Annotated in this window: 16 protein-coding genes; 11 read left to right on the plus strand and 5 right to left on the minus strand. The window is 65.1% G+C overall.

Annotation, left to right across the window (positions count from 1 at the left end; all coding sequences use genetic code 11):
• The first annotated feature begins 50 nt into the window (after positions 1-50).
• Positions 51-557, plus strand: a complete 507-nt coding sequence (locus tag GH663_RS16145; protein WP_153132718.1) for a hypothetical protein — start codon at positions 51-53, stop codon at positions 555-557.
• 17 nt (positions 558-574) lie between these two features.
• Here the strand turns inward: GH663_RS16145 and GH663_RS16150 are convergent, their stop codons facing one another.
• The gene (locus tag GH663_RS16150) at positions 575-2,296 is read right to left on the minus strand and encodes a GGDEF domain-containing protein (RefSeq protein ID WP_153132719.1); all 1,722 of its coding nucleotides are present in this window, start codon (positions 2,294-2,296) and stop codon (positions 575-577) included.
• A gap of 121 nt (positions 2,297-2,417) precedes the next feature.
• On the opposite strand from GH663_RS16150, the gene GH663_RS16155 reads away from it, so the two are divergent.
• From GH663_RS16155 to GH663_RS16170, 4 genes are all read left to right on the plus strand, one after another.
• Entirely contained in the window at positions 2,418-3,194 is a 777-nt protein-coding gene (locus GH663_RS16155; RefSeq protein WP_153132720.1) for a hypothetical protein, read from the plus strand.
• A 121-nt stretch (positions 3,195-3,315) separates the two neighbouring features.
• Positions 3,316-4,155 (plus strand): phosphate/phosphite/phosphonate ABC transporter substrate-binding protein, encoded by an 840-nt coding sequence (locus GH663_RS16160; protein WP_153132721.1) that lies wholly within the window; start codon positions 3,316-3,318, stop codon positions 4,153-4,155.
• 8 nt (positions 4,156-4,163) lie between these two features.
• Entirely contained in the window at positions 4,164-6,572 is a 2,409-nt protein-coding gene (locus GH663_RS16165) for an ATP-binding protein (RefSeq protein ID WP_153132722.1), read from the plus strand.
• Positions 6,573-6,751: 179 nt separating this feature from the next.
• Positions 6,752-7,417, plus strand: coding sequence for a hypothetical protein (locus GH663_RS16170; RefSeq protein ID WP_153132723.1), 666 nt, complete (start codon positions 6,752-6,754; stop codon positions 7,415-7,417).
• A 12-nt stretch (positions 7,418-7,429) separates the two neighbouring features.
• Here the strand turns inward: GH663_RS16170 and GH663_RS16175 are convergent, their stop codons facing one another.
• The 4 genes from GH663_RS16175 to GH663_RS16190 form a co-directional block, all read right to left on the minus strand.
• Complete coding sequence (locus GH663_RS16175) at positions 7,430-7,702, minus strand: DUF3325 domain-containing protein (RefSeq protein ID WP_083518365.1); 273 nt, start codon at positions 7,700-7,702, stop codon at positions 7,430-7,432.
• Positions 7,699-9,162 (minus strand): PepSY-associated TM helix domain-containing protein, encoded by a 1,464-nt coding sequence (locus tag GH663_RS16180; RefSeq protein WP_153132724.1) that lies wholly within the window; start codon positions 9,160-9,162, stop codon positions 7,699-7,701. The genes GH663_RS16175 and GH663_RS16180 overlap by 4 nt, the downstream gene beginning before the upstream one ends.
• Positions 9,159-9,431: a hypothetical protein gene (locus GH663_RS16185; protein ID WP_153132725.1), complete on the minus strand. Its 273-nt coding sequence runs from the start codon at positions 9,429-9,431 to the stop codon at positions 9,159-9,161. Before GH663_RS16185 ends, GH663_RS16180 begins: the two co-directional genes overlap by 4 nt.
• Before the next feature lie 78 nt (positions 9,432-9,509).
• On the minus strand, positions 9,510-11,483 hold the full coding sequence (locus GH663_RS16190) for a TonB-dependent receptor domain-containing protein (protein WP_170291443.1): 1,974 nt from the start codon (positions 11,481-11,483) through the stop codon (positions 9,510-9,512).
• A gap of 147 nt (positions 11,484-11,630) precedes the next feature.
• Here GH663_RS16190 and GH663_RS16195 point away from each other — a divergent pair, with 147 nt between their 5' ends.
• The 6 genes from GH663_RS16195 (at position 11,631) to GH663_RS16220 (ending at position 16,268) form a co-directional block, all read left to right on the plus strand.
• Complete coding sequence (locus tag GH663_RS16195; protein WP_153132727.1) at positions 11,631-12,644, plus strand: helix-turn-helix transcriptional regulator; 1,014 nt, start codon at positions 11,631-11,633, stop codon at positions 12,642-12,644.
• Positions 12,645-12,772: 128 nt separating this feature from the next.
• Entirely contained in the window at positions 12,773-14,080 is a 1,308-nt protein-coding gene (locus tag GH663_RS16200) for a DUF2325 domain-containing protein (protein WP_153132728.1), read from the plus strand.
• Positions 14,081-14,167: 87 nt separating this feature from the next.
• On the plus strand, positions 14,168-14,344 hold the full coding sequence (gene hemP, locus GH663_RS16205; protein WP_066883260.1) for a hemin uptake protein HemP: 177 nt from the start codon (positions 14,168-14,170) through the stop codon (positions 14,342-14,344).
• A 107-nt stretch (positions 14,345-14,451) separates the two neighbouring features.
• Positions 14,452-15,090 (plus strand): energy transducer TonB, encoded by a 639-nt coding sequence (locus GH663_RS16210; RefSeq protein WP_153132730.1) that lies wholly within the window; start codon positions 14,452-14,454, stop codon positions 15,088-15,090.
• A 2-nt stretch (positions 15,091-15,092) separates the two neighbouring features.
• Positions 15,093-15,848 (plus strand): MotA/TolQ/ExbB proton channel family protein, encoded by a 756-nt coding sequence (locus GH663_RS21390; RefSeq protein WP_153132731.1) that lies wholly within the window; start codon positions 15,093-15,095, stop codon positions 15,846-15,848.
• On the plus strand, positions 15,849-16,268 hold the full coding sequence (locus GH663_RS16220; protein WP_066882980.1) for an ExbD/TolR family protein: 420 nt from the start codon (positions 15,849-15,851) through the stop codon (positions 16,266-16,268). It abuts the gene before it with no gap.
• The last annotated feature ends 57 nt before the right edge of the window (positions 16,269-16,325 follow it).

Genomic DNA, 16,325 nt, shown 5'->3' on the forward strand with positions numbered 1-16,325 from the left:
TGAAAATTGCCCTTTTTGACCCGTCGACCGCAGGGTCAGCCGTTATCTCTATGGTCGCCGGACCCGGCAAAATCCGCGGCCTGGCCGCGCTCGCCCTCACCGGCCTGCTCCTCGTGCCGCTGGCCGCCATCCCGGCCGACCCGCACGCCGGCCACGGCCAGGAAGCGGCGGCCGACAGCCGCCACCCGATCCCGCTCGATGCCCGCGAGAAGAACTTCCTGCTCAGCGAAATGCGCGAATTCCTCGCCGTCAGCCAGCACATCCTGGCCGCCAGCCAGGCCGGCGATATGAAGGCGGTCGCCGCGGCGGCGCGTAGCGTCGGCCTGAAGGCGCATCGCGACGACTTCACCAATCCGGCATCGATCGTGCAGGGCATCCGCAAGAAGGCGCCGCAGGAGTTCTTGCCGCTCGGCAAGGCAACCCACGCCGGCTTCGATGAAATCGCCGACATCGCCGAGCAGATCGGCGACAAGGATGCGGTGAACAACCTGCTGGCCGACAACATGCGCCGCTGCGTCGCCTGCCACGCCGGCTACCGGGTGGCCGACGGCCACTGAGCGGGGCTGGCCGGCAATCAGGCCGGCGTCAGTTCGTCCGCCGGCGCGGCCAGGCGGACGACGTTGCGGCCGGCCGCCTTGGCGGCATAGAGCGCCGTGTCGCCACGGTGCAGCAGGCTGTCGAGATCCTCACCTTGGCGGGCCAGCGCGCCGCCGATGCTTACACTGAGCGGGACGGTGCCGCCGGCCGGATCGAGTACCGTCCGGCAGTTCGCCACCCCGCTGCGGATTCGCTCACCGAGTGCCGCCAGCACGTCGGCGCCGGCCGGTTGCAGCATGACCAGGTACTCGTCGCCGCCCCAGCGCGACACCACATCGTAGCGGCGCAATTCGGCCTCGATGATGCCGGCGATGGCTTTCAGTGCCAAATCGCCGGTCGCGTGGCCATATTGATCGTTGATCTGCTTGAAGTGATCGACATCGAGCCACAGGATGCCGACCGGCCGGTCCTCGCGGGCCATGCGCACGAGTTCGGCCTCGAGCCGTTCGCTCATGCCGCGCCGGTTGAGCAACTCGGTCAGCGAATCGGTCTTGCTCAGGCGGTCGAGCGCCTGCGTCCGCTCCTGCACTTTACCCTCCAGATCGTGCCGCGCCTCGCTCACGGCGCGGGCCATCTGCATGAAGCGACGCATCAGGCTGGCAATTTCGCCACTGGCCTGCCGGTCGAGACTGTCCGGCACCTGGCCGCCGGTTTCGACCAGCGCCATCGCCGCGTCGAGCTTGCTGAGCGGCCTCAGCACCAGACGGCTCAGCGTCATGTTGAAGAGGACCAGAATGCCGAGCAGGCTGACCGCGTAGAGCAGGATGATTCCCGAAAACTGGCCGAAGGGCAGCAGCACATCGAGGTCGAGCAAGGTGATTTCATACCAGTCGATTTCCGGCAGATAGACCAGGCCGGCCAGATGGCGCTTGCCGCCCATATTGACCAGTTCGGTGACCACCTTGCCGTTCTGCACCTCAAGTAACTTCATCGCGGCGTAGATCGCCTTGCGGTCGGCACTGTCCTCGAACAGCAGGTCGATCGTATTGCGTTCGCCCGGCCGCTTGCTGACCGAGCCATAGTCGATCAGCGCCTGGTTGCGATGCAACTGGATGGCGCCGGCCCGATCGATGAACAGGCTGGTCACGCCCGGCACTTTCTCTTCGACGACATTGCCGATGAAGCTGCCGAGGTCGAGCCCGGTGCCGGCAATGCCGACGATCTCGCTGCCATCGCGGATCAGGACGTCGATCCACAGCTTGGTGATGCCCAGCTCGGGATCGGGATTGACGTTGATATGGATATCGCGGCCCTGGCGGATCAGCTCGTAGAACCAGGCATCCTTCGGCTGCTTGGGGTTCAGGGTGTAGCGATACTCGCGGCCGGCGAACTCGTTTTGGGCGTTGTTGAAGTAGTAGCGCCCGTTGCCCTTGAGGGCGACAAAATAGTTGTGGTCCTGAAAATTCTGGCGATAGCTTTCCATCTCGGCTACCGCGTGCCGGGTCGCCTCGTCATCGTCGGGCTGTCGCGACCACTCGCGGATGTACTGCGAATTGGCCAGTTGCCGGGCCAGCGCCACCTCGCGCAGGATCGGCTGCAGCGTGCGCTCCTTGTCGTAGAGCACTTGTTTTTCGGCATAGCGCACCGCCCACTGCTCGACAATGCCCTCGGCCAACGTGCGCACGGAAAGCCAGACCGGCACCGCCGAAATCACGAAGAAAAACAGGGTCAGCAGATGAAAGCGTAGGCGCAGGCTCATTCCGGGCAATCAATCAAGGTGGGAAACGGGTGAGGCAAAACGGGCCGGAATCAGGCGAATAGCCTTGCCGGGCAGGCACCACACCGTCATGATACGAAATTCCCGGCGCATACCACCAGCCATGTTTCGTAAATTCCGCATCCTGATCCTGCTCATCGTCCTCACCACCGTCGGTCTTGGTGCCTGGCGCGCCAACAACCGGTTGACGGCGTGGGAGCACAGTGTGCACATCGCCATCTACCCGATTGCCGCCGACGATTCGCCGGCCACGGCCCGCTTCGTTGGCGAACTGAACAACGACAGCTTTGCCGAGATCGGCGAATGGCTGCAGGAAGAAAGCAGGCGTTACGAGCGCACCGTGCTGCAACCAGTGATGCTGCACCTGGCTCCGGCGCTCAATGAAAAACCGCCCTTGCCGCCCAAGCCGGGCAGCGCCCTCGACATCCTGCAATGGAGCCTGCAACTGCGCTGGTGGGCCAGCCGACACGACGCCATCGCCGGGCCGAAACCGCAGGTCCGCCTCTTCGTGCTTTTCCACGACCCCGAGCGGACGCCGGCGCTGCCGCACTCGACCGGCCTCAGCAAAGGCCAGCTCGGCGTCATCCACGCCTTCGCCAGCCGCCAGCAGCGCAAGCAGAATCTTGTGGTGATCTCCCACGAACTGCTGCATACCTTCGGTGCCAGCGACAAGTACGACCCGGCGACACTGCAGCCGATCTACCCGCAGGGCTATGCCGAGCCGCAACGCCAGCCCCGCCTGCCGCAGGTCTTCGCCGAAATCATGGGCGGCCGCACGCCGCTCACGGCCGGCGAGTCCGAAATCCCGGCCAGCCTGGCCGAGACCCTGATCGGCCGTGAAACAGCGCAGGAAATCGGATTGCTGCGGTCGACACCCTGAAAATGGCAAAAACCACCAAGATCGCAGGCATAAGCCCCGGCCAGCCCGTGCTGAAGCCGGTCCGCCAGCGCTGGTGATGTTGTAATCTATCGCCTTTCGACTCTTGAACGACGGCTACCCGATGCTCCGCAAACTGTGCTGGCTCCTCGCCTTTTTCCTGAGCATACCGGCCGCCGCGCTGGCTCAGGGGACGACCTATCGCTTTTCACCGGTCAACCAGTGGGACATCAACAAGACCGCCGCCTACTGGAACCCGATCATCAAGTACGTCAGCGATAAAAGCGGCGTCAGGATGGAACTGAAAATCGGCCGCACTTCGGCCGACACGACCGCCTATGTGCTGACCAAGGAAGTCGAGTTCGTCTTTTCCAACCACCTGTTCAGCCCCGAGCGCGAGCAACTCGGCTGGAAAGTTTTCGCCCGCCGCTGGACGCCCCCACTGCTTGGCGAAATCGCGGTACCGGCCGATTCGCCGATCAACAAGATCGAAGACCTGAAGGGCCAGGAAGTCGTCTTCGCCGGCCCGGAAGCCTTCGTTGGCTACAAGGTGCCCTACGCCCACCTGCTGTCGCGCGGCATCGACGTCAAGGTCGTCTTTGCCGGCAACCAGAATGCCGCCTTCGCCCAGCTGTTTGCCGGCAAGGCCAAGGCGGTCGGCAGCAATTCGGCGCTGGTCGATGGCTACACCCTGCGCGAAGGCAAGAAGTTCCGTGTGCTGTGGACCTCCGAGGGTTACCACGATCTGGCACTGATGGCGTCGAGCAAGGTGCCGGAAAAGGACGTCAAGGCAGTTGCCGCCGCCTTTATCGGCATGCATCGCGACCCGGCCGGCAAGGCCATCCTGCTCAAGGCCTCGGAGGAAGTCGGCCTCGATCCGCAAGCCTACTTCCTGCCCGCCACCGGTGCCGACTACGCCTCCTACCGCCGCTTCTTCCAGTCAGCCCCGGCCGCCCTGCGCTGATCCGTTTCGTGAACATCTTCGGCCGCCTGCTGCCGCGCTCGCTGATCGGGCGCGTCTATGCGCTCTACTCGGTCGCCCTGCTGCTGTTCGTCGGCGGCAGCCTGATACTTTTCTACAAGTATCAGTACCTCCAGGCGGTCGAGGAAGCGCAACAGTCGGCGACCATGCTGATCGAGGTCACCGCGCAGACGGTGACCGACAGCGCGGTGATCGGCGACTACGACACCATCAAGCGCACGCTGGACAAGGCGATCCTGCGCTCGCAATTCGAATCGGCCATTTTCATCGATCTCGCCGGCGGCGCCATCCAGAGCGGGAACACGACCCCGGCCGGGGCGCATGCGCCCGCCTGGCTGCAGCAACTGATCGCCGAACAGCTTTACGACGTCAACCGCACCATCTCGGTCGGCGGCCGGGATTACGGCGTGCTGCGCCTGTCCTTTGCTGTCGACAGCATCGCCGATGGGCTCTGGCAACTGATCCGGACCGCGGTCGGCCTGGCCTTCGCCAGCCTGCTCGGCGGCCTGCTGCTGATCTGGTTCCCGCTCCGCCACTGGCTCGGTACGCTGGACCGCGTCAACAGCTTCGAGCGCGATTTCCGAGGGGATGGCCAGGCTGCCAACGCGGCGCTGATCGACGACGTCCCGCTCGAATTCCGGCCTGCTTTCGAGGTTCTGCAACGCACGGCGAACAGCCTGCGTAATGAGCTGGAAGCGCGGGAGCAGGCGCTCAACGCGCTGCGCGAGGTGGTGGCCAGCCTGTTGCCGGCCAGCGAGCTCAAGCCGGAACCGGGCAGCGACGACATTACCGTGCTCTCGAAACGGATTGCCCGCCTGGTCGCAGAGCGTGAAGCCGACCGCGTCGAACTGCAGCACGCCAAGGAAGCGGCGGAAGCGGCCAACGGCGCCAAGAGCGAGTTCCTGGCCAACATGAGCCACGAAATCCGCACCCCGATGAACGGCATCATCGGCATGACCGACCTCGTGCTCGATTCCGAACTCAATCCGGAGCAGCGCGAGTTCGTCGGCATCGTCAAGACCTCGGCCGAAGCACTGCTGACCATCATCAACGACATCCTCGATTTCTCCAAGATCGAAGCCGGCATGCTCAGCATCGAGCAGGTCCAGTGCAACCTGCAGCAGACGATCAGGACCATGCTGCAGCCGATGGCCCTGCGCGCCAAAGAGAAAAACCTGGCGCTGCATTGCGATCTGGCCGCCGATCTGCCGAGCCGCTTTGTCTGTGACCCGGTCCGCCTGCGCCAGGTGATGGTCAATCTGCTCGAGAATGCGATCAAATTCACCGAACAGGGCGAGATCAAGGTCGGCGTCGCCCTGCTCAGCGACGCCGCGGCAGCGCCCATGCTGCACTTCTCGGTGCGCGACAGCGGCATCGGCATCCCGCCCGAACGCATCGAACAGATCTTCGAAGCCTTCACCCAGGTCGACAGCTCGACGACGCGCAAGTACGGCGGCACCGGGCTCGGCCTGACCATCACCCGCCGCCTGGTCGAACTGATGGGCGGCCGGCTTGAAGTGGATAGCCAGCCAGGGATCGGCAGTTGCTTCCACTTCACGCTGCCCTGTCTTTTGGACGCCGCTGACCAGGCGATACCGGAAGCCGGCCAGGATCGCCCCCACCAGCCGACTGGCGGGCTGGCCAGCACGGCCCCTGCGGCAAATGCCGGCCCCGCCATCCTGCTCGTCGAAGACAACCCGGTTAACCAGAAGCTGGCCAAAGTACTGCTTGAACGCCGCGGCTACCAGGTAACGATCGCCGAAAACGGTCAGCAAGCCCTCGCCGCCATCGCCGGCCAGGCCTTCGAAATCGTATTGATGGACATGCAGATGCCGGTGATGGGTGGCGTCGAGGCGACACAGCGAATCCGCCAGCGTGAAACCGAGCAGGGCTTGCCGCGTCTGCCGATCGTCGCGATGACGGCCAACGCCATGCAGGGCGACCGCGAAACCTGCCTGGCGGCCGGCATGGACGACTACCTGACCAAGCCGATCAAGGCCGCCGACCTCGAAGCCAAGCTGCACCTGCTGCTCCGCGCCCCGGCCGGCCAGCGCGATGCCGCGCCGCTGGCGGCTTTCGACTACGGCGCGGCGGTCAGCAGCATGGATTCGGAAATCATCGAAATCATCGCCCCCGCCTTCCTCGAACACTACCGCCGAGAGCTCGATGCGCTGCGCCAGGCCATCGCCCACCAGGACAGCGCCACCACAGAACGGCGCGCCCATGCCCTGAAAGGCACGCTGGCCGCCTTCGGAGCTCAACCCGCCGAGTATTGCGCTGCACAGCTCGAGAGCCTGGCCAAGGCCGGTGCCCACGCCCGGCTTGATGCGCTCTTCGCTGACCTGGCGGCGGAAATGGAGAAGCTGGCCAGCGCCCTGTCCGCCTCCCCGTTACCCTGAGACGCAGCCCCCCGGCCGGCACCGCCCGATGCCGGCGGTCAACCCGCTCGAAAGCGGCATTTTCACCAACTGGCGGCGGTCACGTTGCGACTTGGCAAGACCGTGCAAATGGCGACAATGTGGTCATCGGCCACTCACCTTTTCCGCCCAGGCCGAACACCATGGAGATTGCTGCATCAGTGTCGTACCGCTCCCTGCCCCTACTCTGCCTGCTGGGCCTGCTCACCGGCACCGCGCTGGCCGACGAATGCGACCAGCTGCCGCCGCCCGCCGTCACGCTGCAGCGGCTCGACGCCCCGCTCGGCATGAACCTGCAGTACGGCTACAAGACCCTGACCAACCTCGGCGCCGAACTCGGCCCGCCCGGCAAGGCGGTGCTCGGCCTGACCCGCGGCAACGCCATCGTCAAGTTCGAGATCAGGATTCCGGCCTTCATCGCGCCGGGCAGCCGGATGGAGTGCGCCAGCCCGCAGATCAACGTGGTCTACGGCTTCAAGCCGATGACGGTCTATGTCGCCCGGGAATTTCCGGCCGGCAGTTGCGCCTACAAGGAGATTTACGAGCACGAGCTGCGCCACGTCAAAACCTACCAGGACCACCTCGCCAGCATCGAGAAAGACATCGCCACGACGCTGAGCAAACGCTTCGCCACCGGTAGCCCGTGGCGCGGCCCGGTCGGCGAAACCCGGGCGCGCCTGCAGGACGAACTCGACAATCGCTGGCTGCCCTACATCAGCCGCGAAATATCCCGCGTCAAGACGGCCCAGGCCCTGATCGACACGGCGGAAGAATACGCCCGCGTCGCCGAGAGCTGCGACGGCGAAATCAAGCGGAAAATCCGCTAGCGACAGCGCCATTCAACGGTCGCGCGCCAGATAGAGCGCCACTGCGATCACCCCGGCCGCCAGCAGGCCACTCCACAGCACGATGCCGATCGCCACGCCCCAGCCGGCGACGCAGGGCAGCAGGGCCAGGCCGAGCAGCAACCAGCCGGCACCGCGCCACCAGTGCAGCACGCCGGCCGCCGGCGGGTGCCGGAAAACCGCCTGGAAATGGCGCGCCATGCCCAGCGCCAAACCGGCCATGCCGGCGACGATCAGCAACAAGGCCACAATAAAGAGCAGCGTCATCGCTCTGCCTCCCCTCCGAAGAAGCGCCAGCCGATCAGCAGCAGCAAGCCGCCGAGCAGCACGGCAGTCAGATCGAAGCCCTGGCGCATGACATCCGGCCCGCCGCCGGTGAACTGGTCGAGCGGCAGGATCAGCACGGCAAGCAGCCCGGCCAGCATGAACTGCTCACGCCACGCCGCCCAACCGCGCCAGCCGGCATGGGCCAGCGCCGCGGCCCAGACCGTGAAAAAGGCGACGACCTCGTAGCCGGCCCGGCCATCCAGCGCCACCGGCAGCAGCCGGTTGCTCCAGAAATAGCCGAGACAGGCGAGCAGGCCGCCGCTGACCGAGGCAATGCCGAATGCTTCCAGCCAGCGCTGGCTGCGCCCGGCGCCATGCCGCTGGCGGCGCTTGCGCAGGAAAAGCACGGTGCCGGCCGCCATCATCGCCGCGCCGAGCAGGCCGGAAATGAAATACAGCCAGCGCAGCGCCGAGCCGCCGAAATGCACGACATGCAGGCCGACCTGCGCCCGGTAGGCGTAGGCCATCGGATTCCAGTCCACCTGTTTGCCGAACACTTCGCCGCTCACCGCATCGAAGGTGACGTGGTCGGCCACCGCCGACAGCCGGTCGTTGACGTGGCGATAGGCCTGGACCAGGCCGTTGCGGTCGGCGGGATGGCGGATCAGCAGGTTGCTGATCGTGCCCGCGCCCAGTTCGCGCTCGGCGGCGGCGAGGTGCTCGGCCAGCGGCAGCAACTGGCCCGCTTCGCCGCTCGCCTTGCGCTCGAAGGTTTTCAGCACCTCGGCTCGATTGGCGCGCGGCTTGCCGTCGTAGAGCGCGTAGGTGGCGGCCGGCATGAAGGCTTCGGCGAGGATGACGACGCCGGTGTAGGTGATCATCAGCAGGAAGGGCAAGGTCGCGACGCCGACCAGGTTGTGGACGTCGAGCCAGGCCCGGCGGCGGTTGGCGCGCGGCCGCAGGGTGAAGAAGTCGCGCAGGATGCGGTGATGGATCAGGACGCCGGAAACCAGCGCCGCCAGCATGAAGATGCCGACGGCGCCGACGATCCACTTGCCCGGCGCTTCGAGCAGCAGTTCGGCGTGCAGGTCGGTGAAGAAATGCCCGCCCCTCGTCGCCCGCACTTGCAGTGGCTGACCGCTGACGGCTTCGAGGGTTTCTTCCTGCAGGGCGCGCGGGTTCTCGCCCCAGCCGATGCCGATGCTCGGCGCCCGCTCAGTGGGCAGGCGCAGCCGCCAGACGGCGGACTCGGCCCCGACCTGGCGCAGGCGGGCCTCGCCAAGCATGGCTGCGGTCGACTGTGAAAAATCGGCAAATTTCACTTCCGGCCGCATCCAGTGGCTGATTTCCGGCTCGAAGACAGCCAGGCTGCCGGCGATGAAAATCGGCACCAGCAGCCACGAAAAGACCATGCCGCCCCAGGCATGCAGCCCGAGCAGCGCCTTGCCGAGCGCATTCATGCCAGCCACCCGAACAAGGCGATGGCGGCCGCCCAGAGCAGCGGCCAGCCCAGCGCCCGCCCGGGCGAAGGGATGATGAAAGCCCAAAGCAGGACGCCGACAAAAGGCAGCGGCGCCAACTGGCCAGTCAGGTACCAGACGGTGGCCTTTTCATACGGCAGCCAGCTGCACAACAGATAGAAAATCGCCCAGCACAGGGCGTAGCCGCCGAGCGCGGCGGCCAGGATGCGCAGGCACAGGTGAGCCTTGTCAGCGGAAAGGAAAGGCATGGAAATTCCCATTGAGCGTGCCGGAAATCGCAAAAGCCCCCGGCCGTCGGGCCGGAGGCTGTCGCCATTGCAAAAGGTTCAGAACTTCCAGCTCAGGTCGAGACGGACGTCGCGGCCCGGTTCGGCATAGCCGTAATAAACCGTGCTGCCGGCGTTGTTCAGATAGGCGTAGGTGCCCTGGTCGTAGTAGAACTTGTCGAACAGGTTGCGCACGCTGAAGGTGACCCGCACCCGGTCCTTGCCGAGCGGCTGCCAGTTGGCGTAGATGTCATGCACCGCGTAGCCGTCCTTCGACTTCTCGACCTTCGACATATCGGTGTACTTGTGCTCCTCGACCAGGCGGCTGGTCCAGCCGAGATCAAGATTCCACGCCGCGATGTCGTAGCCGAGGTTGAGGTTCCAGCTACGGCCGGTCGACACGCCGAGACCATCGCTGGTTTCACTGAGGTCGTAGCCGTTCAGCTTGGGCTTGGCATAGGCGACGCCGGCGCCGACGCGGAAGGCGCCGCTGCGCCAGCCGCCGCCCAGTTCGTAGCCCTTCGAGACCATGTCGCCGACATTGGTGATCGAAGTGCCGCTGCCGGTCGTGATGAAGTCCTCGATGTTCAACCGGAAGACGGAACCTTTCAGGCTCCACGGGCCGCTGCCGTAGTTGAAGCCGAGTTCGTAGTTGCTGGCCTTTTCTTCCTTCAGATTGGGATCGTTCTTCCAGGTCGTGCTATCGACGTAGAAAGCCTCCTTCAGCCCGGCCCCGCGCATCGTCCGCGAGGCGGCGGCGCGGAAGCTGAGCGCCTCGGTCGCCAGCCAGGTCAGGCTGCCGTTCGGGCTCAGGCCGTTGCTGGAGAAATCCTGGTTGTGGTTGTCGGTGTAGCTGTACCAGTCGTAACGGGCGCCGGCGCCGAGGATGAACTGCTTGGCGAGCGGCAGGCTGCCTTCGAGGAAAAGACCGCTGACGCCGCTTTCCTCGTTGCCGGTACTGGTTTTGTCGACGCGCCGGGAATTGATCGCGTTCGACTCGAAGCGGTGGTGGTTCAGGCCGTAACGGACGGTCGCCTCGCCCAGCTTCGAGGTCAGCAACAGGTTGGCGCCCTGGGCATCGATCTGTTCGCCCCAGGTGTAGCCGGCCGGCTTGTTGAAGCGGGCCTGCGCCGTCGGCGTCGTCCGCTCGACTGTCATCTTGTCGGAGAAAACATTCAACTCGACGGCCGGCGCACTGCCGTTACCGTCGTAACGATAGGTTGCGGTCAGCGTATCGCGCTCGCTCTTCTGCGGCATCGCCGGCCCATTGTTGGCCCCCAGCCCCCACATGTTCGGGCGCAGGAAGCGGACGCCTTCGTCCTGCACGCTCTGGTAGCCGACCGCCAGGCTATGCCCCGGCGCCATCCGCCAGTTGAACTTGGCCAGCCCGCTCTTCTGCGTCGAGCCGCTGTTGACTTGCGTCTTGCCGTTGCCGTCCTGGTAGTCGTCGGTATTGATGCGGTTGCCGGAAAGCAGGAAATCGAAATCGTCGCCGGCCAGGCCATACAGCGAAGCGCCGAAGCGCTCGCCCTCATTCGAGGAAACGCCACCGCGGACGATACCGCCCAGCTTCTGGTCCGGTCGCAGCAGGTCGCGACCATCCTTGGTCGTCATGCGCAGTGAACCGGCCAGCGCACCCGGCCCGGCACTGGCCGCCGAACTGCCGCGATCCAGTTCGATCTGCTTGATCAGGTCGGGGTCGATCATCAGCCGCGACTGGTGATGGAAGGCCCGGCCGGTCTGCGGCGCACCGTCGAGCGTCGTGCTCAGCATCGAGTCCTCGACGCCGCGCACATAGATTTTCTGGGCAATCGCCGGCCCGCCGCCGACTGTGACACCCGGCTCGTCCTGCAGCACTTCGCGCAGATTGCGCGCCGCCCGCTGCTCGATCGCCTCGCTCAAAATGACCGAAGTCGCTTCCGGCACCTGCTTCTCGCTGACCACCATCGGGGCCAGCGTCGGCTCCTCGGCGGCCACCGCCGACAGCGAGAAAACCCCCAACAAAGCCAGCGCGATCGGCTTGATGCGCGGCATACCTTTTCCTACTGACTGCATGCGAACCCCCCTGAAATGCAAACGCCATTAAAAACCCGGCGGTCAATTGCGAATAGTTTTCATTTGTAACAAAGGGCGCTAGTATCGCAAAAACCTCCGAATCATTTGTTTGCGGGAACAACGAAGATGTTTGCTGCCAAGAAAATTTACCCACCGCCCTTCCAGCCCGGCCAGCCGGCGCCGCTGCCGTCAACCACGGCCCTCGACCTGGCGATGCTCAGCCAGCGCATCGGGCTCGGCCATCAGGCGGAAAGCAAGGAGCTGGCGGCCGGCGCAGCCGTCCTCGAAGGCAGCTTTTCGCTGGCCCGGCTGCGCGAAGGATTCTTCCTGCATTGCACGAACATCACCCATCTGCACGACATGACTGCCCGCTTCCCGCTGCTCAAGCCCGGCATCAAGGTGCTGCTCAAGCTCGAAGGCAATGCCGAGGTCAGCTTCGGCGGCACGCCGCTCCACCTCGACGCCGGCCAGGGGGCCAGCGCGACGCCGCGTGGCGCCGTGGTCACGCTCAGCCAACCGGAGGATTTCGAACGACGCAGCCGGGCCGGTACCCACGAGCGCATGGTGGTCATCACCCTGACCGCCGACTGGTTCGCCGCTGCCGGACTCGATCCCGAGCAGTTCACGCCGCACCTGTCGATCCGCCACTGGCAGCCGTCGGCCCGCGCCATTGGTATTGCCGAACAACTGGTCCGGCCGAGCACTTTCGCCGGACCGATGCACGCCCTCTACCAGGAAAGCCGGGCCCTCGAACTGGTCGCCGAAGCCCTCGCCCAGGCCGACAGCCAGCCACGGGACATCCCGGCCGGCCTGCACCCGGGCGAATACCAGCGAATCTGCCGCCTGCAGCAATTGATCGACAGCGGCGCCGCCAATCAGCTCGACATGGCCGCCATCGCCCAGCAAATGGGCTGCAATCCGAACACGCTGCAGCAGCAGTTCCGGCTGGCTTTCGGCCAGACCATCTTCGACTACCGGCGCCAGCGCCGGCTGCAACGCGCCGCCGCCGAACTGCAGCGGAGCGGCATCAGCGTCGCCCGCGCCGCCGAAATCGCCGGCTACAGCAGCCAGGCCAATTTCTCGACGGCTTTCCGGCGCCATTTCGGCGTCGCCCCCAAGCAGGTCCGCCTGAAGATCTAGGCCGTCTGAAAATGATCGAGGCATTTTCCGCTTGACCTTCGTTGGCGATTAAATAATAATAATTCTCATTAACAGCAAGCCAACCGGATCTCCGGCCAGCCAGCGATACTTCGCCAAGGAGCTTAGAGATGTCCGATATCCCCTTCCATGTCGCTGGCGGCGTGTTCACCGCCGGCAAAGCCAAAACCGCCGACGGCTTTGCCCAGTTGCTGCCCAAACCGACGCCCGCCGAGCCGGCGCCGGCCGCCAGCCAGGGTTCGCAGCGGCGCAAGCTGTGGGGCATCCCGCACAAGTTTCATTGCCCGGTAATCGGCGTCTGTTTCGGCGTCGATGAATTGCGCAGCCTGATGGCCAAGGTCATGCACTTCCCGCGCGACACCACCGATTTCGTGCTGCATACCACGGCCGTCGGCGCCTGCGAAACCCGCAGCCAACTGGCCGAACTGCTGCACAAGACCATGGAAAAACGCTTTCAACTGGTCGTCCGCCGCTTTGCCGAAACCAAGGATGGCGAAGGCTTGCGCCAGCTATGGCGGGAAGCGGTGCGGGCCGGCATCGAAATTCCCGGCGCGCTGTGGGCGAGTTGGACGCATCCGGCCTGCGATGCGCTGCTCGAACAGGAAATCTATGGCGACATCCACATGATCCAGCACCAGATCGGCACCGGCACCCGGGCCGAACTGAACGCGTTGAAATCCCTGCAGACCGAGAACCTGCAACTGCGTCGTCAACTCGACGCGGCACGCAGCGAAGTCGAAGCCCAGCGCGGTGAGAAATCGCGGGAAACCCGCAGCCTCGGCCAACGCGTCGCCGATCTGCGCATCGAACTGGCCGGCAAGGAAGCCCATGCCGCCAACCTGACCGGCCAACTCGACACACTGCGCCAGACCCTGCCCGAGCTCAAGGACCGGCAGGCCCTGGCCCGCCGGGCGAGCGACGCCGAAGGCCGCGCCACGGCGCTGACCGCCAGGCTGAATGATCTGGAGGAAGAAGTCGAACGGCTGCGCGAACTGGCCCGCCATGCCGACGAAACCATCCGCCACCTGCTCGCCGCCGGCGACCAGGCCGCCGTCGCACCGCACTCCGCTGACGACGAGCAGGCTGCCAACCTCTCCGGCAAGTGCATCCTCTGCGTCGGCGGTCGTTCGGGTGCGGTGGACGCCTACCGGCAGATCGTCGAGCAGCGCGGCGGCCGCTTCCTGCATCACGACGGCGGCCTGGAAGAAAGCCTGCACCGGATCGACGCGGCGCTGTCGGCGGCCGACCTCGTCGTCTGCCAGGCCGGCTGCATCAGTCACAACGCCTATTGGCGGGTCAAGGAACAGTGCAAGCGCAGCGGCAAGCAGTGCGTCTTCATCAAGGGGGCCGGCGTTTCCAGCTTTGGCCGCATTGTCAGTGCGGCCTGCACGCCGACGGAGACCATCACGGTCGCCTGAAGTTCCAGGCTTTGCCAAACAAGTTGTTGACAGCAATTCTCAATTACAAAATAATACGATCCATTCTCGTTTGCATTCATGCCACCAATGAACACTCAGCCGAAAGCCATCCCCACGCCCCCTCCCGCCGAACTCGGCCCGGCCCGGCCGCGCGTCGAAAGCGAGGAAATCCTGCGCGGCAACAGCGCGGTTGAAATCGACCATGCCGGCCAGCGTTACCTGTTGCGCGTCACCCGCGAAAACAAGCTGATCCTGACCAAATAAGTTTTTCTCCGTTGTAAATCTCTCGTTCCCGTAGCCAGCAAGCTTATCGCCAGCGAGCCAAGGGTTTTTTCCCTGATGGCGACTGGCGCAACCTGAAAAACACCGCCATGAGTTACGCCCTCTCCCGTCCTTCCCCCTTCCAGCGCAGCGGTCTGCTCGGCGTTGTCATCGGCCTGCATGTCGGCGTTTTTCTGCTCGTCCTGGCCGCCAAGACGGTGATGCCGCAGATCATGGAAATGCCGCTGGTCGTCGATCTGCTGCAACCGCCGGAGGCTGAAAAGCCGCCGGTCGCCAAGCCGCTGCCGATGGTCAAGCCGCAGCCGGTCAAGCAGCAGCGCACGCCGACCCCGAAAGCACCGACCCCGGTCATCGAAGCGACCAACAGCAATGTCCCCGCCCCCGCGGCGCCGGTCGTCGCCCCGGCCGAGCCGAAGCCGGCCCCCATCCCGGCCGCCGAGCCGGTCAGCCAGGCCCGCTTCGACGCCGATTACCTGAAGAACCCGGCCCCGTCCTACCCGCCGCTGTCGCGCCGGATGGGCGAGGAAGGCAAGGTCATCCTGCGCGTCCTGGTCAATCCGCAAGGCACCGCCGACAGCGTCGACATCAAGACCTCCTCGGGCAGCGTCCGTCTCGACGAGGCGGCCCAGAAAACCGTTCGCAACTGGAAATTCATACCGGCCAAGCGCGGCGACACCGCCGTCCAGAGCTGGGTCCTGGTCCCCATCATTTTCAAATTGGAGCAATAAAAATGCAGGAAAACATTCAGGAAACGACGCAAAACGCCTTCGGTTTTGCCCACCTGTGGGCCAGTGGCGATGCCATTTCGCACAGCGTTGCGGTCATTCTCGCCCTCATGTCGATTGCCAGCTGGTACCTGATCCTGGCCAAGGCCTGGGACTGGTGGACGATGCGCCGCGCCGCGCAGGCCGTCGGCAAGTTCTGGGCGGCGACCAGCGTCGGCGAAGGCATAGAGCGCCTGCGCGAAGCTGGCGCCGACAGCCCCTACGCCCAACTGGCCGAACAGGCCAACTGCTGCAACCATGAATGCGAAGCCGTCACCGGCCGCCTCGCTTCCCGCTTCGACCCGGCCGAACAGATGGAACGCGCCCTGCGCCAGCAACTGTCCGGCACCCAGGCCGGCATGGAAAACGGCCTGACCCTGTTGGCGACGACCGGCGCCACCGCCCCCTTCGTCGGCCTCTTCGGCACCGTCTGGGGCATCTACCACGCCCTGGTCGCGATCGGCATCTCCGGCCAGGCCGCCCTGGAAAAGGTCGCCGGCCCGGTCGGCGAAGCGCTGATCATGACCGCCGCCGGCCTCGCCGTCGCGCTGCCCGCCGTCTTTGCCTACAACGCCTTCACCCGCGCCAACCGCGTCATCCTGGCCGATCTCGATGGTTTCGCCCACGACCTGCACGCCTTCTTCACGGTCGGCAAGCCGTTTGCCGCCAACAGCGCCCAGATTCACCCGATGCGCGCCCGTGCTGCGGCGGAGGTGGCCTAAATGGCGATGGGCAGTTTCAATTCGCAAAGCCACCAGATGCCGACGGCGGAAATCAACATGACGCCGCTGGTCGACGTGATGCTGGTGCTGCTGATCATCTTCATCATCACCGCACCGCTGATGACGCATTCGGTCAAGGTCGATCTGCCGCGCGCCGCCAGCACACCGACGCCGGAAAAGCCGATGACGCTGCAGGTGGCGATCAACGCCGAGAACGCCGTTTTTGTCGGTTCCGAGACGGTCGACCGCAGCGCTCTCGAACAGAAGTTCCGTGAGGCCGTCGCCCAGGATGCCAACGTCGAAATGCATCTCAAGGCCGACCGTGCCACCCGTTACGAGACCGTTGCCGAGACGATGAGCGCCGCCCGCCGGGCCGGGCTGACCAAGATCGGCTTCGTCACGCAGCCGGGCAACGAATAGTTACCCGTCGCCCCGTCGTTTTTGCTTCACCAACCATCCTCAAGCCAGCGCCAGCCA

Source organism: Dechloromonas hortensis, assembly GCF_009469765.1.
Lineage (GTDB): Bacteria > Pseudomonadota > Gammaproteobacteria > Burkholderiales > Rhodocyclaceae > Azonexus > Azonexus hortensis.

Bases quoted from the DNA above. Each gene is read 5' to 3' on its own strand.
- GH663_RS16185 (WP_153132725.1), bottom strand. From the start codon at position 9,431: ATGCCTTTCCTTTCCGCTGACAAGGCTCACCTGTGCCTGCGCATCCTG.
- GH663_RS16155 (WP_153132720.1), top strand. From the start codon at position 2,418: ATGTTTCGTAAATTCCGCATCCTGATCCTGCTCATCGTCCTCACCACC.
- GH663_RS16175 (WP_083518365.1), bottom strand. From the start codon at position 7,702: ATGACGCTGCTCTTTATTGTGGCCTTGTTGCTGATCGTCGCCGGCATG.
- GH663_RS16145 (WP_153132718.1), top strand. From the start codon at position 51: ATGGTCGCCGGACCCGGCAAAATCCGCGGCCTGGCCGCGCTCGCCCTC.
- GH663_RS16210 (WP_153132730.1), top strand. From the start codon at position 14,452: ATGAGTTACGCCCTCTCCCGTCCTTCCCCCTTCCAGCGCAGCGGTCTG.
- GH663_RS16180 (WP_153132724.1), bottom strand. From the start codon at position 9,162: ATGAATGCGCTCGGCAAGGCGCTGCTCGGGCTGCATGCCTGGGGCGGC.
- GH663_RS21390 (WP_153132731.1), top strand. From the start codon at position 15,093: ATGCAGGAAAACATTCAGGAAACGACGCAAAACGCCTTCGGTTTTGCC.
- GH663_RS16160 (WP_153132721.1), top strand. From the start codon at position 3,316: ATGCTCCGCAAACTGTGCTGGCTCCTCGCCTTTTTCCTGAGCATACCG.
- GH663_RS16220 (WP_066882980.1), top strand. From the start codon at position 15,849: ATGGCGATGGGCAGTTTCAATTCGCAAAGCCACCAGATGCCGACGGCG.
- GH663_RS16200 (WP_153132728.1), top strand. From the start codon at position 12,773: ATGTCCGATATCCCCTTCCATGTCGCTGGCGGCGTGTTCACCGCCGGC.
- GH663_RS16150 (WP_153132719.1), bottom strand. From the start codon at position 2,296: ATGAGCCTGCGCCTACGCTTTCATCTGCTGACCCTGTTTTTCTTCGTG.
- GH663_RS16195 (WP_153132727.1), top strand. From the start codon at position 11,631: ATGTTTGCTGCCAAGAAAATTTACCCACCGCCCTTCCAGCCCGGCCAG.
- GH663_RS16190 (WP_170291443.1), bottom strand. From the start codon at position 11,483: ATGCCGCGCATCAAGCCGATCGCGCTGGCTTTGTTGGGGGTTTTCTCG.
- hemP (WP_066883260.1), top strand. From the start codon at position 14,168: ATGAACACTCAGCCGAAAGCCATCCCCACGCCCCCTCCCGCCGAACTC.